General features: G+C 70.4%; 12 protein-coding genes and 1 pseudogene. 11 read left to right on the plus strand and 2 right to left on the minus strand.

Translation table 11 applies throughout. From position 1 onward, the window contains the following. The 3 genes and pseudogenes from H5J26_RS21230 to H5J26_RS21240 form a co-directional block, all read left to right on the plus strand. Positions 1 to 504 (plus strand): annotated as a pseudogene (locus tag H5J26_RS21230) (ArsR family transcriptional regulator); the annotation flags it as partial. A 388-nt stretch (positions 505 to 892) separates the two neighbouring features. Further along, a complete protein-coding gene (locus H5J26_RS21235) occupies positions 893 to 1,426 on the plus strand; it encodes an AAA family ATPase (RefSeq protein WP_181767510.1) in 534 nt (177 codons plus the stop codon). Between the two features lie 150 nt (positions 1,427 to 1,576). Then, positions 1,577 to 2,236 (plus strand): GntR family transcriptional regulator, encoded by a 660-nt coding sequence (locus H5J26_RS21240; RefSeq protein WP_181767511.1) that lies wholly within the window; start codon positions 1,577 to 1,579, stop codon positions 2,234 to 2,236. A 10-nt stretch (positions 2,237 to 2,246) separates the two neighbouring features. Here H5J26_RS21240 and H5J26_RS21245 read toward each other — a convergent pair whose 3' ends face one another. Together H5J26_RS21245 and H5J26_RS21250 are read right to left on the minus strand one after the other, a co-directional pair. Further along, the gene (locus H5J26_RS21245) at positions 2,247 to 2,831 is read right to left on the minus strand and encodes a Uma2 family endonuclease (protein ID WP_181767512.1); all 585 of its coding nucleotides are present in this window, start codon (positions 2,829 to 2,831) and stop codon (positions 2,247 to 2,249) included. Positions 2,832 to 2,952: 121 nt separating this feature from the next. Continuing rightward, positions 2,953 to 3,792 carry a PaaX family transcriptional regulator C-terminal domain-containing protein gene (locus tag H5J26_RS21250; protein ID WP_309238010.1) on the minus strand — a complete coding sequence of 280 codons (840 nt, stop codon included), beginning with the start codon at positions 3,790 to 3,792 and terminating at the stop codon, positions 2,953 to 2,955. A gap of 107 nt (positions 3,793 to 3,899) precedes the next feature. Between H5J26_RS21250 and H5J26_RS21255 the strand changes: the two genes are divergently transcribed. From H5J26_RS21255 to H5J26_RS21290, 8 genes are all read left to right on the plus strand, one after another. Continuing rightward, positions 3,900 to 4,820, plus strand: a complete 921-nt coding sequence (locus H5J26_RS21255) for an SDR family oxidoreductase (RefSeq protein WP_181767513.1) — start codon at positions 3,900 to 3,902, stop codon at positions 4,818 to 4,820. A gap of 20 nt (positions 4,821 to 4,840) precedes the next feature. Next, on the plus strand, positions 4,841 to 5,743 hold the full coding sequence (locus H5J26_RS21260) for an amidohydrolase family protein (protein WP_309238011.1): 903 nt from the start codon (positions 4,841 to 4,843) through the stop codon (positions 5,741 to 5,743). Beyond that, the gene (locus H5J26_RS21265) at positions 5,740 to 6,198 is read left to right on the plus strand and encodes a MaoC family dehydratase (protein ID WP_181767515.1); all 459 of its coding nucleotides are present in this window, start codon (positions 5,740 to 5,742) and stop codon (positions 6,196 to 6,198) included. The genes H5J26_RS21260 and H5J26_RS21265 overlap by 4 nt, the downstream gene beginning before the upstream one ends. 98 nt (positions 6,199 to 6,296) lie before the next feature. Continuing rightward, the gene (locus H5J26_RS21270) at positions 6,297 to 7,655 is read left to right on the plus strand and encodes an MFS transporter (RefSeq protein WP_181767516.1); all 1,359 of its coding nucleotides are present in this window, start codon (positions 6,297 to 6,299) and stop codon (positions 7,653 to 7,655) included. Between the two features lie 61 nt (positions 7,656 to 7,716). After that, positions 7,717 to 9,258, plus strand: a complete 1,542-nt coding sequence (locus H5J26_RS21275; protein WP_181767520.1) for an acyl-CoA synthetase — start codon at positions 7,717 to 7,719, stop codon at positions 9,256 to 9,258. 190 nt (positions 9,259 to 9,448) lie between these two features. After that, positions 9,449 to 10,369: an amidohydrolase family protein gene (locus tag H5J26_RS21280; protein WP_419183829.1), complete on the plus strand. Its 921-nt coding sequence runs from the start codon at positions 9,449 to 9,451 to the stop codon at positions 10,367 to 10,369. A gap of 256 nt (positions 10,370 to 10,625) precedes the next feature. Beyond that, positions 10,626 to 13,364: a pyruvate dehydrogenase (acetyl-transferring), homodimeric type gene (gene aceE, locus H5J26_RS21285; protein WP_181767517.1), complete on the plus strand. Its 2,739-nt coding sequence runs from the start codon at positions 10,626 to 10,628 to the stop codon at positions 13,362 to 13,364. 69 nt (positions 13,365 to 13,433) lie between these two features. Then, the coding region (locus H5J26_RS21290; RefSeq protein ID WP_181767518.1) for a helix-turn-helix transcriptional regulator at positions 13,434 to 13,674 on the plus strand (241 nt) is incomplete at its 3' end.

Raw genomic sequence — 13,674 nt, forward strand, 5'->3', positions numbered from 1 at the left:
GGCGGTGCGCAGGGCCTGTTGGACAGCTTCCGGCCTGCGATGCGCTGGCGGCCGCCCGTACTGGAGCTCACCGGGCATCCCGTGGACCGCGAACTGCACTTGCAGGGGCGGGGACTTCTGCTGGTGCCGTCCCAGTTCCTCTGGAACCGCCCCGTGCCGCTGGCCGATCCGGACTTGCCGCCGACGATCCTCTATCCCCTCGACCGCGATCCGCAGTGGATGACCCCCGAGTCCTACGGAGCCGCGGACCCCGCAGGCGATCCGCTGGCCCGGCTGCTGGGCGTCACACGGGCAGCGGTGCTGCGGGCGGCGGTCGCGATCCCCAACACCACCGAACTCGCCCGCCGTGTCGACATATCGGCCTCGTCGGCGAGCCAGCACGCAGCCGTCCTCCGGGATGCGGGCCTCATCGTCAGCCACCGGCACGCCAACAGCGTCTTCCACCAGCTCACTTCGGTGGGCACGGCGCTGCTCCGGCAGAACGGTACCGACGGGGAGGAGTGAGCCGCGGTCGAGTCAGGAGCGCGGGCCGAAGGCTCCGCGCTCGTTGGCCACCTGGGCGCGTGCGGACGCCGCCGCTCCGTCGACGCCGGGCCCATGGTGCAAGTGCGAGGCCCCTGCCCGCGGTTGCGTACGGGCAGGGGCGTTCCCCGGGCGGCCGTGCCCGGACCTGCTTGCCGTTCCCGGGCCGGCCGCCCAGCAGAGGCAGGCCTGGATGCGGTCCCTGGCACACTTCCTCTGCTGTTCCCCCGGTTCACGGGACGCCGTGCGTCCCGTGCAAAGGACTCTGACCGAGGGAGCCGGGAGCGGCCACCGAGATGTGACCGTGGCCGCAACACCATGGTCAGAACGGCGAGTTCACGAGCGGACGAGAGCCTGGCACGCTGCTGCGATGGGACACGCGGAGGTACTGCTCATCGGAGGGCGCGCCGGAGTCGGCAAGTCGAGCGTGGCGTGGGAGGTTTCGGCACGGCTGCGTGCCGCCGAGGTCTCCCACGCCGTCATCGAGGGCGACTTCATGGGCCAGGTGCATCCCGCCCCGGACGGCGATCCGCACCGCACGAAGATCGTCGAGCGCAATCTGACCGCCGTGTGGGCGAACTACGCCGAGTTGGGCCACCGTCGCCTGATCTACACGAACACGCTCAGCGTCATGCCGGAGATGGCGGGAGTCTTCCAGCGCGCCATGGGAGCCGGAGTACGCATCGTCCGTGTCCTGCTCACCGCCTCCGACCGCACGGCCGAGGAGCGGCTGACGGGCCGGGAGCTCGGTTCGGAGCTGGAGGAGGGGTTGCGGAGCAGCGCCCGGAAGGCGCGCATCCTGGACGACCGGGCTCCCGCCGGCACCGTTCGCGTGGTCAGCGACGGGCGCTCCGTCGTGGACATCGCGCAGGAGGTGGTGGCCGTCACCGGCTGGGCCGGGTGACGAGCCACACGCGGATCGTGACACCGGCCGGGCGCGGCCGTGACCTACGGGGCCGTATTGTCGAGGCACCTGTCCCGGCGTGCCCCGACGTGTCTCGCCGCGTACCACCGAAGTCCCGCCGAGAAGCTCCCCAGGAAGAAGGCCGCGCCTGTGACCTCGACTCCGTCCCGGCCCCTCGCTCACTCGCTGCGCGAGCAGATCCGCGAGCACATCGTGGAGGGCATCGTCAGTGGCCGGTGGCAGCCCGGCGAGCGGATCGTCGAACGGCGGATCGCCGTCGAGCTGGAGGTCAGCCAGACGCCCGTCCGGGAGGCGCTGCGCGAGCTGGAGACGCTGCGGCTGATCGAGTCGGCCCCCAACAAGGGTGTGCGCGTACGGGAGTTGTCCGGGGCGGACCTGGAGGAGATCTATCCCGTACGTGCCGGGCTGGAGCAGATCGCCGCCGAGCTGGCCGCACCCCGCCTCGCGGGTGACGCGTCAACGCTGGAACCGCACGTGGCGGCGCTGTACGAGGCCGACCGGGCCGGTGACGGCGAGGCGCAGGTGCGGCACACGGTCGCCTTCCACCGGGAGATGGTGAGGGCCGCCGGCAACAGCGTGCTGCTGCACACCTGGGAGTCGCTGGGCATCGAGGTGTGGACGGCGCTCTCGATCCGCTGGCTGGGCACGGTGCAGCAGTCCTACGCGGAGGAGCACGAGGCGGTCATGGAGGCGTTCCGCCGGAACGATCCGCGCATCTCCGAGCTGGTCAAGGCCCACGTGCTGGGCTGTGCTCCGGCGCCCCGGGACGGCGGCGGAACCGGGGCCTGAGCCCCGGCGCTCAACAGACGTAGTTCTTCAGGATCTCCGTGTCCAGTTCGATCCCGACAGGTTCGGGAAGCTTCACTGTCTCGCCGAAGCGTGAGGTGTGGACGTCCCGGTGGCGAGCACCTCCCGAGTCGGGGCCGCTGTGCACGACGACCGTGCAGGAGTCGCGGTCGATGAGCAGGTAGACCGGGATCCCAGCGGCGGCACAGGCGGACGGCTTCTCCAGCCGGTCCCGCCGGTCGGTGTCCTCGTCGTAGGCAGTCACCTCCACCGCCATCAGGACACCGCTCGGATCCGCCCACTCTCCCTGCCCGGCCAAGTGAGCCAACTGAGCGAGCGCACCATCGGTCCGGGCACGGCCGTTACGGAACGGCCCGACTCTCAGGCCCTGTTCCGGATGCAGATCCAGGTCCGGCCGGGCCTGGATGCACTGCCGGATCAACCACATCGTGATGGTGGCGTGGTCCTCGTCAGGCATGCTCTTGACCCCGATCCGTCCGTCGATGAACTTCAACATGACGGTCTCGGGTGCTTTGGAGGCGATCTCCTCGAATTCCTCGACCTGCATCTGAGACATGCGCTCGGCCATAACCGTCATGGTGTACCCCCCTTTCAGTCGAGTGCCAGGATCGACCGCAACGGACCCGGCAGATGCCCGGTCAGGAGGGGACCACCCGGCTGAGTGGTCTTCCCGGTCCCGCCGCACGCGAAGGCGCGGCTCACGTGAGCGTCATGACGTCCAGCACCCTCTCCGCGATGCGCCCGGCGACCGGGTCGTACTTCCGCGCGAGGGACCGGAAGCACTTCTCCGCTCTGATGGCCGGCCAGTCCTGCGGCAGCTGCCCGGCGGGGAGATGGGGGTCCTGGCGGACCAGCTGGAGCCAGTCGGTGTGCAGCATGAGCTGCCGGGCCAGGTCGTCGGGTGCGGAGGGTGACGGGCTTCCGGTGTCCCAGCGCCCCAGGAAGGCGCGGTAGCCGTCGGCGATTGCCGAGGTGTCGAAGGCCTTCCGTACGAGGTCGGCCGCCTCGGTGGGCTTGGCGGCCTCCGCCTTCAGCACGGTGACGTGCCCGTCGAGGCCGAGCGGCGCGAGGATCGCCACGGCGTCCTTCTCACCCGGCGCGATCCACAGTCCGCTCTGGAGCGGCCCGAACCCTTCCCAGATCAGCTGGGAGCGCAGGTCGTGCCGCTCGCGGCGCCGGCTGTCGGGCAGCGAGAACCCCACGAGTGTCCAGCTGCCGTCCCAGTCGCGGTTGACCGCACCCGTCTCCCAGATGCGGCGGTGGCCGTCCTGGAGCACCTCTTCGGCGTGGGGGGTGAGCGCGAAGTACACCTTGCGGCCCTGCCGGTGGCGCACCAGCAGGTTCCGCTTGACCATGCGGGCCAGTGTCGAACGGACGGCCTCCTCGGAGACCCCGACCCTGGCGAAGACGTCGATGATGCTGCCCGAGTAGACGCCCGTGCCGCGCCCGAGGACGTAGATGCCGAGGAAGCTGAACATCAGGGACTGCGGTCGCGCCGACGGTCTCTGACCCTGGTCCTCTTCACTGCTGAGCGTCACACGTAAGAGCGTAGCCGCGCAGCTCGATGTTGTGCACATTATTGACGAGCGTCACGAGACAGCCTTACGTTCCTGGCGTACAGACGCACCGAGAGAGGTACGCAGTCATGGACCTGTCCGGGAAATCGGCCGTCGTCACCGGGAGCGGGCGGGGCCTCGGCCTCGCCTACGCGGAGGCGCTCGCCGCTGCCGGAGCGTCCGTCGTGATCAACGACGTCGACGCCGCGGCCGCCGAAGCGGCGGTCAAGAAGATCACCGATGCGGGCGGCTCGGCGGTGGCCGTGGTCGCGCCCGTCGGCGACACCGCGACCGCGAACTCGCTTGTGGAGACGGCGGTCGACGCCTTCGGGCGGCTCGACGTCATGGTCACCAACGCGGGCATCCTGCGGGACAGGGTGCTGTGGAAGATGTCCGACGACGACTTCGACGCCGTCGTCGACGTGCACCTTCGCGGCACGTTCACATGCGCCCGCGCTGCCGCCGTCCGCATGCGCGAACAGGGCACCGGCGGCCGGCTGATCCTGGTCTCCTCCCCGGCGGGCCAGCGCGGCAACTTCGGGCAGACGAACTACGCGGCCGCCAAGGCGGGCATCGTGGCCATGGCCCGTACGTGGGCGCTCGAGCTGGCGCGTGCGCGCATCACCGCCAACGCGGTCGTGCCCGTGGCGGCCACGGAGATGACGAGGACCATCCCGGCCTTCGCGCCGCTGATCGAGGAGGCGGAGAAGACCGGGGAACCGCTGCCCGGCTGGCTCCGCAGGGACGAGGGGTTCGGTACGGCGCAGGACGCCGCGCCCCTGGTGGTCTACCTCGCCTCCGACGCCGCGAGCGAGGTGACCGGGCAGGCGATCGGCATCGGGGGCGACAAGCTCACGCTGTGGACGCACCCGCAGGAGAAGGCGCCTGCCGTGTACGCCGACGGCGGCTGGGACGCCGACTCCATCGCCGAGGCATGGGCGGCCGGGCCGGGCTCACAGCCTGAGACGTACGGCATCCCCGCCCCGCGACCGCCGGAGGAGCGAGGATGAGCGTCGCGGCCGAACTCCGCATCGACGTCGAGAAGTTGACGGCCATCGACGTCCACACCCATGCGGAGGTCTCCGCCGACGGGCACGGCTCGCTGAGCCCCGAACTCCTGGGCGCCTCGGCCGACTACTTCAAGTCGCACACCGAACGGCAGCCCACGATCGGGCAGATGGCCGCCTACTACCGTGAACGCAACATGGCCGCGGTCGTCTTCACCGTGGACGCCGAGCACGCGACCGGTCATCCCCGCATCTCCAACGAGGAGATCGCCGAGAGCTGCGCCGCGCACGCGGACGTGCTGATCCCGTTCGCGAGTGTCGATCCGTGGAAGGGCAAGGCCGCCGTACGCGAGGCACGCAGGCTCGTGGAGGTCTTCGGCGTGCGCGGCTTCAAGTTCCATCCCAGCATCCAGGGCTTCGCGCCGGACGACCGCATGGCCTACCCGCTGTACGGGGCGATCGAGGAACTCGGCGTCCCGGCCCTCTTCCACACCGGCCAGACCGGCATCGGCGCGGGCGTCCCGGGAGGCGGTGGGATCCGGCTGAAGTACTCGAACCCGATGCTGGTCGACGATGTCGCCGTGGACTTCCCGGAGTTGCGCATCATCCTCGCGCACCCCTCCTTCCCCTGGCAGGACGAGGCGCTCGCCGTCGCCACGCACAAGCCGTACGTCCACATCGACCTGTCCGGCTGGTCGCCGAAGTACTTCCCGCCGCAGCTGGTCCGGTACGCCAACAGCCTGCTCAAGGACAAGGTCCTCTTCGGCTCGGACTACCCGGTCATCACACCCGACCGCTGGCTGGCCGACTTCGACAAGCTCGAGATCAAGCCCGCCGTACGCCCCAAGATCCTCAAGGACAACGCAGCAAGGCTGCTCGGCCTCACCAAGCCGTCAGCGCGACCAGTGGAGGGAGAAGGCGCGTGACCACCACCGCACACGGCATCGAGGAGCTGAAGGCGCTGGCCGGCGCGGACCTGGGCGGCAGCGACTGGCTGGAGATCACCCAGGAACGTGTGAACACCTTCGCCGACGCGACCGGCGACCACCAGTGGATACACGTCGACACGGCAAGAGCGGAGGAGGGGCCCTTCGGCCGTACGATCGCGCACGGATACCTGACTCTCTCGCTGGTCATCCCCCTCTTCACCGAGCTGCTCCAGATCACCGGCGTCTCGATGAGCGTCAACTACGGCCTGGGGAAGGTGCGTTTCCCCAGCCCCGTACCCGTCGGCAGCAAGATCCGGCTGACCGGCAAGGTCGGCGCCGTGGAGGACGTGGCCGGGGGCGGGGTCCAGATGGAGCTCGACTTCACGGTGGAGAACGACGGTTCGGACAAGCCCGCCTGCGTAGGCCGGGCCCTCTACCGGCACTACGCCTGAGCTTCACGCTCACGGTCGCAGTCACGGTCACCGCAGCAACATCGGACGCGAGTCCGCCCGCTGACGCGGACGCTCGCGACGGACACGGGACGGCAGTCATGGCCAACTCCGCAACACCACCTCCCGACAACACCCAGCTGCACCGCGCGGTCACCTCCAGCTTCTTCGGGAGCGTGATCGAGTACTACGACTTCCTGCTCTACGCCACCGCCTCGGCCGTGGTCTTCAGCAGGGTCTTCTTCACCGACCTGGATCCGCTGGCCGGTACGGTCGCGAGCTTCGGCACCTTCGCCGCCGGCTACCTGGCACGCCCTCTCGGCGGCGTCGTCTTCGGGCACTACGGCGACCGGCTGGGCCGCAAACGCATGCTCGTGCTGACGATGACGCTGATGGGCGCGGTGAGCTTCCTGATCGGCGTGCTCCCGACGTACGAACAGGTGGGCAGCTGGGCAGCTGTCCTGCTGGTCCTGCTCCGCGTGCTGCAGGGCGTGGCGGTCGGCGGCGAGTGGGGCGGCGCCGTACTGATGTCGGCCGAGCACGCCCGTACTCGCCGGGGCCTGTGGGCGAGCTTCACCAACGCCGGTGCACCCTGCGGCATGGTGCTCTCGACCGCGGCCCTCACTGGCACGGGCGCACTGGTCGGCGAGGAGGCCTTCCTCGCCTGGGGCTGGCGCGTCCCCTTCCTGCTGAGCATCGTGCTGCTGGCCGTGGGCCTGTTCGTGCGGATGCGGGTGGAGGAGACACCGGTCTTCGCCGCCTCCCGCCGCGACCCGGCGAAGGAGAGCAGGCTCCCCCTGCTGGACCTCCTGCGACGTCATCCGCGCAATCTGCTGCTCGCCGTCGGGGTAGGGCTGGCGGCCTTCATCGCGCAGGGAACGCTCACGACCTTCCTCATCGCCCACGGTGTCCAGACCGGGCACGAGCGGCAGACGGTGCTCAACGCGCTCACCCTCTCCTCCGCGCTGGCGGTCTTCGGCATCATCGGGTGGTCCGCGCTGTCGGACCGGCTGGGGCGGCGTCCCGTCGTCCTGGCGGGGGCGGCCCTGATGGCCGTCTTCGGTTTCGTGCTCTTCCCGATGGTCGACGCCGGGAGTGCGCTGCTGCTGACCTGCGCGCTCGTGCTCGGCCAGTCCGTCATCCACCCGATGATGTACGGGCCGCTCGCGGCGCTGTACGCGGAGATGTTCAGCACCCGCAACCGCTACACGGGAGCCTCGCTCGGCTACCAGCTCTCCGGGATGGGCGCGGGGCTGGCCCCGCTGCTCTTCGCCGAGGTCCAGCGCGCGTCCGGCGGCGGAGCCACCCTCGTCGTATCGCTGGTCATCGCGGCCTTCTGTGTGCTGACGATGGTGTGCATCCTGCTGCTCGGCGAGACCAGCGGGAAGGACCTGAGCGAGGAAACGGAGACGGCCGGCGCCCCGCGTCCCGCCGGCGCCGGTTCCCTGCCCTCCCCCTGAGGGGCCCGCACGTGCATGCCCAGCCGTACCCGGCCGGAAGCCAGGAACCATGGAGCTGAAGATGCAGAACGAGGGCATCGGGTCTTGGCCCGTGCGGCGGGCCCAACTGTCGCCCCGCCGCACGGCCTTCATCCACGAGGGCGCCCCGGTGAGCTACGCCGAGGTGTACGAGCGCAGCACGAAGGTGGCCTCGAAGCTGAGGAACGCCGGTGTACGGGCAGGCGACAGGGTCGCGTACCTGGGCGTGAACCATCCGGCCTTCGCCGAGACGATGTTCGCCGCACACATGCTCGGCGCCGTCTTCGTGCCGCTCAACTTCCGGCTGACGGCGCCAGAACTGGACTACGTGCTCGGCCATTGCGGCGCCTCGGCACTCGTCCACGGACCCGAGTGCGCCGAGACGGTCGGCGCACTCACCGTCCGCGAAGGGCTCGGCACCGTCGTCGCCCTGCGCGATCCGGCAGCGGGCGAGGAGGACTACGAGCCCTGGCTGGCCTCCGGCGACCCGGAGCCCGTCGACGTCCCCGTCTCGCGTGACGACACCGCGTTCATCCTCTACACCTCCGGGACCACCGGCAGGCCCAAGGGCGCCACGCTCACCCACGCCAACCTCATCTGGAACACCCTCAACCTGATGGTGGGCCTCGACATCGCCTCCGACGAGGTGACGCTGATCAGCGCCCCGCTGTTCCACGTCGCGGCGCTCAACCAGACGCTGCTCCCCACGTTCCTCAAGGGCGGCTGCTGCGTGATCATGCCGTCGTGGGACGTCGACGCCTGCTACGACCTGATGGCCGAGCACCGCATCACCTGGATGTTCGGGGTGACGACGATGTTCGCCGCGTTCGCCCAGTCCCCCCGCTGGAAGGACGCGGACCTCTCCTCGTTGCGGAACCTGATGTCGGGGGGCGCCCCGATCCCGGAGACGCTCATCCGCACGTACCAGGAACGGGGCCTGGTCTTCTGCCAGGGCTACGGGCTCACCGAGACGGCACCCGGTGCGACGTTCCTGGAGGCGGCGGAGAGCATCAACAAGGCCGGCACGGCCGGGCTGCCCGCGTTCTTCGTGAACGTGCGGCTGGTGCGCCCCGACCTGACGGACGTGGAGGCCGGGGAGCGGGGCGAGGTCCTGATCCAGGGACCGAACGTCACGCCCGGGTACTGGAACGACCCGGGGGCGACGGCCGCGGCCTTCTCCGAAGGCGGGTGGTTCCACTCAGGGGACATCGCGACGCGTGACGAGGACGGCTACGTGTCCATCGTCGACAGGGTCAAGGACATGTACATCTCCGGCGGCGAGAACGTCTATCCCGCCGAGGTCGAGGGCGCCCTGTTCGGGCATCCCGCCGTGACGGGCTGCGCAGTCGTCGGCGTACCGCACGAGAAGTGGGGCCAGGTGGGACGCGCCTTCGTGACTCTGCGCTCCGGAGCGGAGGTCTCGGGCGGGGAACTGCGGGCGTTCCTGGAGGGGCGGTTGGCGAAGTACAAGGTGCCCGCCCACTTCGAGCAGGTCGACGCCCTTCCCCGTACGGGCTCGGGGAAGATCCAGAAGCAGAAGCTGCGCGGGATTCCGCTGGGCGGCGAGGGCGTGCACCGCCTGTGACGCCCGCGGGGCGGGCCCGTCCTACGATCCGGAGCCGGTCCGGCTCGGCGGACGCTGCATACCGGCCGGCCCTGAGCGTGTGATGAGGTGGCCGGTGCCGCCCCCGTGAACCGGGGAGTGGGCGAAGGTGCACTCCAAGCGGGTGCCGGGAGCGCGGAGTGGCGCGACGATCGGGAGGTCCGGGGTGTCAGTGTCGGAGGAGCCGGCGGAGTCGGAGGAGTTCGGGGAATCCGAGGACTCCGAGGAACACGCCGAAGTCGCGGCGTTCCGCGCGTCGTTGGGGCTGGAGTCCCTGATCGACGTCCACACCCACTTCATGCCGCAGCGTGTACTGGCCAAGGTATGGGCGTACTTCGACGAGGGCGGCCCCCTCGTCGGGCAGCCCTGGCCCATCAACTACCGGCACGAGGAGCAGCAACGGCTTGATGTGCTGCGGGGGTTCGGCGTGAAGGCGTTCACCTCGATGCTCTACCCCCACAAGCCGGGCATGGCCCGGTGGCTCAACGACTGGGCCGCCGACTTCGCGTCACGGACGCCGGACTGCCTTCACACCGCCACGTTCTTCGCCGAGCCGAGCGCCGCCGACGACGTGCGCCGCGCCCTCGACCAGGGGGCGCGGGTGTTCAAGAGCCACCTTCAGGTCGGCGGTTACGACCCCAACGACCCGCTGCTGAAGGAGGTCTGGGGGCTGCTGGCGGAGGCGGGGGTCCCCGTGGTGACGCACTGCGGTTCCGGCCCCGCGCCGGGCGCCTTCACCGGGCCCGGGCCGATGGCCGCGCTGCTGGCCCGGCATCCGCGGCTGCCGCTGGTCGTCGCCCACCTCGGGATGCCGGAGTACGAGGAGTTCATGGGCCTGGCGGAGCAGTACGACCGCGTCATGCTGGACACGACCATGGCGTTCACCTCGTTCGTCGAGGCGGCCGCACCCTTCCCCCGCACCGCCCTCCCCCGCCTGGCCGCCCTTCAGGACCGGGTACTGCTCGGGACGGACTTCCCGAACATCCCCTACTCCTACGCCCACGCGCTCAAGTCGCTGGAGGAGACGGGCCTGGGCGCGGACTGGCTGCGCGCCGTCTGCCACGACAACGCGGCGCGGCTGTTCTCGCTGTGAGGTGAGCGCTCGCTCCCGCCGGGAGGAGCGGGCATCTCCGTACGCGACACCGCGTGCCGACTTCCGAGGCACGGAATGCCAATTTCACGATGAGCTTTGATCGATCATCGATCGTAGGAGTACAGTCCGATTGCTGGGCCCGTCCTGTCCTGCCCTTCAGGAGCACCGCCCGCATCCGCACCACTTCCGCATCACTCCGCATCACCTCCGCACGACCCCACCCCCGTCCCATCAGCACGTCCGGAAGGCGGCCACCATGCCCCGTCCCGTACGCAACCAGCCGAGCGAGCTCGATCAGCTCCCGGACCGCGACCCGCAGGAGACCGCCGAGTGGCGGGCATCGCTGGACGCCGTGACCGCGCACGCCGGGTCCGAGCGCGCCTCGTACCTGATGCGCCGGACCCTGGAGCACGCCCGCGAGAGCGGACTGCGCGTGCCGCACCTGCTGGAGACGGAATACGTCAACACCATCCCGACCTCCGCCGAACCGGACTTCCCCGGTGACGAGCAGATGGAGGCCAGGATCACCGCGTGGAACCGCTGGAACGCCGCCGCGATGGTCACCCGCGGCAGCCGCTACGGGCTCGGCGGGCACATCGCGACCTTCGCCTCCGCCGCATGGCTCTACGAGACGGGCTTCCAGCACTTCTTCCGCGGCAAGGACGGCCTGGCCCCCGGTGGGTCGGGCGGCTCCGGCGACCAGCTCTACATCCAGGGCCACGCCTCCCCCGGCATCTACGCCCGCGCCTTCCTGGACGGCCGGCTCACCGAGAACGACCTCGACCGCTTCCGCCAGGAGGCCGGTGGTCCGGGCGCAGGGCGCGGCCTGCCCTCCTATCCCCACCCGCGGCGGCTGCCGTGGCTGTGGGAGTTCCCGACCGTCTCCATGGGCATCGGCCCGATCAACGCGGTCTACCAGGCGCGCTTCAACCGCTATCTGACCCACCGCGGCATCAAGGACACCTCCACCTCCCACGTGTGGGCCTTCCTGGGCGACGGCGAGATGGACGAGCCCGAGTCGACCGCCGCCCTCGCGCTGGCCGGACGCGAGCAGCTGGACAACCTCACCTTCGTCGTCAACTGCAACCTCCAGCGCCTCGACGGCCCCGTCCGTGCCAACTTCAAGATCGTGCAGGAGCTGGAGGCGCAGTTCCGCGCCGCCGGCTGGAACGTGGTCAAGTCGCTGTGGGGCGCCGCCTGGGACGAGCTGCTCCAGCTGGACACCACGGGCGCCCTCGTACGCCGCCTGCGCGAGGTGCCCGACGCCCAGTTCCAGACGTACGCGACCCGCGACGCCGCCTACATACGCGAGCACTTCTTCGGCACCGATCCCGCGCTCGCCGAGATGGCGCGGCTGCTCACCGACGACCAGATCGCTGCCTGCTTCCACACCTCGCGGGCCGGACACGAGCCGCGCAAGGTGTACGCCGCGTACAAGGCCGCCGTCGAGCACGAGGGCGCGCCGACCGTGATCCTCGCGCAGACCGTGAAGGGCTGGACGCTGGGCCCGGGCTTCGAGTCGCGCAACGCCAACCACCAGATGAAGAAGCTCACCGGCAAGGAGTTCCGCGCGATGCGGGACCTGCTCGAACTGCCGGTCCCGGACAGCAAGCTGGACGACGAGCTGGTCCCGTACGTGCACCCGGGCCCGGACTCCCCCGAGGTGCGCTACCTCCAGGAGCGCCGTGCCGAACTCGGCGGGCCCGCTCCCGCGCGCAAGGTGCATCCGGTGGCGCTGCCCGAGCCGTCGGCGAAGCCCTTCGACGCGCTGAAGAAGGGCTCCGGCAGTCAGGAGATCGCCACGACCATGGCGTTCGTCCGGCTCGTGAAGGACCTGATGAAGGAGAAGGAGACCGGCAGGCGCTGGGTCCCCGTCGTACCGGACGAGGCGCGCACCTTCGGGATGGAGTCCCTCTTCCCCTCCGCCGGGATCTACTCACCGCTCGGCCAGAACTACGACCCGGTCGACCGCGACCAACTCCTTTACTACAAAGAGGCGTCGGACGGTCAGATCCTCAACGAGGGCATCACCGAGGCCGGTTCACTCGCCGACTTCACGGCGGCGGCCACCTCGTACGCCACGCACGGCGAACCGATGATCCCCTTCTACATCTTCTACTCGATGTTCGGATTCCAGCGCACAGGTGACCAGTTCTGGTCGCTGGCCGACCAGCTCGGGCGCGGGTTCGTCATCGGCGCGACGGCCGGCCGTACGACGATGACGGGCGAGGGCCTCCAGCACGCGGACGGTCACTCGCCGCTGCTCGCCTCGACCAACCCGGCGGTCCTCACCTACGACCCGGCCTTCGCCTACGAGGTGGGCGCCATCGTCAAGGACGGGCTGCGCCGGATGTACGGTCCGGACCCGGCCGCCAACGAGGACGTCCTCTACTACCTCACGGTCTACAACGAGCCGAAGGTGCAGCCGCCGCTGCCCGTGACGGGCGAGGGCGAAGGCAGCGTCCAGGACGTCGAGGAAGGCATCGTCAAGGGGCTCTACCGCTTCCGCGAGGGCACGGCCGCCGAGCCCGGTTCGCCGCGCATCCAGCTGCTGGCCAGCGGCACGGCCGTCCACTGGGTGCTCGACGCCCAGCGGATGCTCGCCGAGGAGTGGGGCGTGACCGCCGACGTGTGGTCGGCCCCCTCCTGGGGCGAGCTGCGGCGCGACGCCCTGGAGTGCGACGCCGCGCAGCTGCGGGGCGAGGACCGGATTCCGTACGTGACGCGCGTGCTCGAGGACGCCCCGGGCCCGGTGCTGGCCGTCAGCGACTGGATGCGGGCCGTGCCGGACCAGATCAGCCAGTGGGTTCCCCAGGACTGGTCCTCCCTCGGCACCGACGGGTTCGGCCTCTCCGACACCCGGGAGGCGGCCCGCCGTCACTTCGGCGTCGACCCGGAGTCGATCGTCGTCGCGGCGCTGGCCCAGCTCGCGCGGCGCGGCGAGGTCAAGCGCGAGACGGTGCGAGAGGCCTCGGAGGCGTACGGACTCGCCTGATCAGGGTCTCCGGGCGACGGCCCCCCGCGGTGGTTCACGCTGCCGCGGGGCGGCGGCAGAATGCTGCGCATGCGCGCGTCCCGGTTGATCAAGATGGTGCTGCTGCTGCAGGCGCGGCGTGCCATGACCGGCGCCGAGCTCGCCGCCGAGCTGGAGGTCTCCGAGCGGACGGTCTCCCGCGACGTGCTCGCGCTGTCGGAGGCCGGCGTGCCCGTCTACGCGGACCGGGGGCGCAGCGGCGGCTATCGCCTCATCGGCGGCTACCGCACGCGGCTGACCGGCATCGCCCGTGGTGAGGCCGAGGCGCTGT

Origin of the sequence: Streptomyces albidus (ex Kaewkla and Franco 2022), assembly GCF_013870515.1 — a bacterium.
Lineage (GTDB): Bacteria > Actinomycetota > Actinomycetes > Streptomycetales > Streptomycetaceae > Streptomyces > Streptomyces albidus.

Excerpts from the sequence above, each read along its gene's own strand:
- H5J26_RS21275 (WP_181767520.1), top strand. The coding sequence starts at position 7,717 with ATGCAGAACGAGGGCATCGGGTCTTGGCCCGTGCGGCGGGCCCAACTG.
- H5J26_RS21245 (WP_181767512.1), bottom strand. The coding sequence starts at position 2,831 with ATGACGGTTATGGCCGAGCGCATGTCTCAGATGCAGGTCGAGGAATTC.
- H5J26_RS21270 (WP_181767516.1), top strand. The coding sequence starts at position 6,297 with ATGGCCAACTCCGCAACACCACCTCCCGACAACACCCAGCTGCACCGC.
- aceE (WP_181767517.1), top strand. The coding sequence starts at position 10,626 with ATGCCCCGTCCCGTACGCAACCAGCCGAGCGAGCTCGATCAGCTCCCG.
- H5J26_RS21235 (WP_181767510.1), top strand. The coding sequence starts at position 893 with ATGGGACACGCGGAGGTACTGCTCATCGGAGGGCGCGCCGGAGTCGGC.
- H5J26_RS21255 (WP_181767513.1), top strand. The coding sequence starts at position 3,900 with ATGGACCTGTCCGGGAAATCGGCCGTCGTCACCGGGAGCGGGCGGGGC.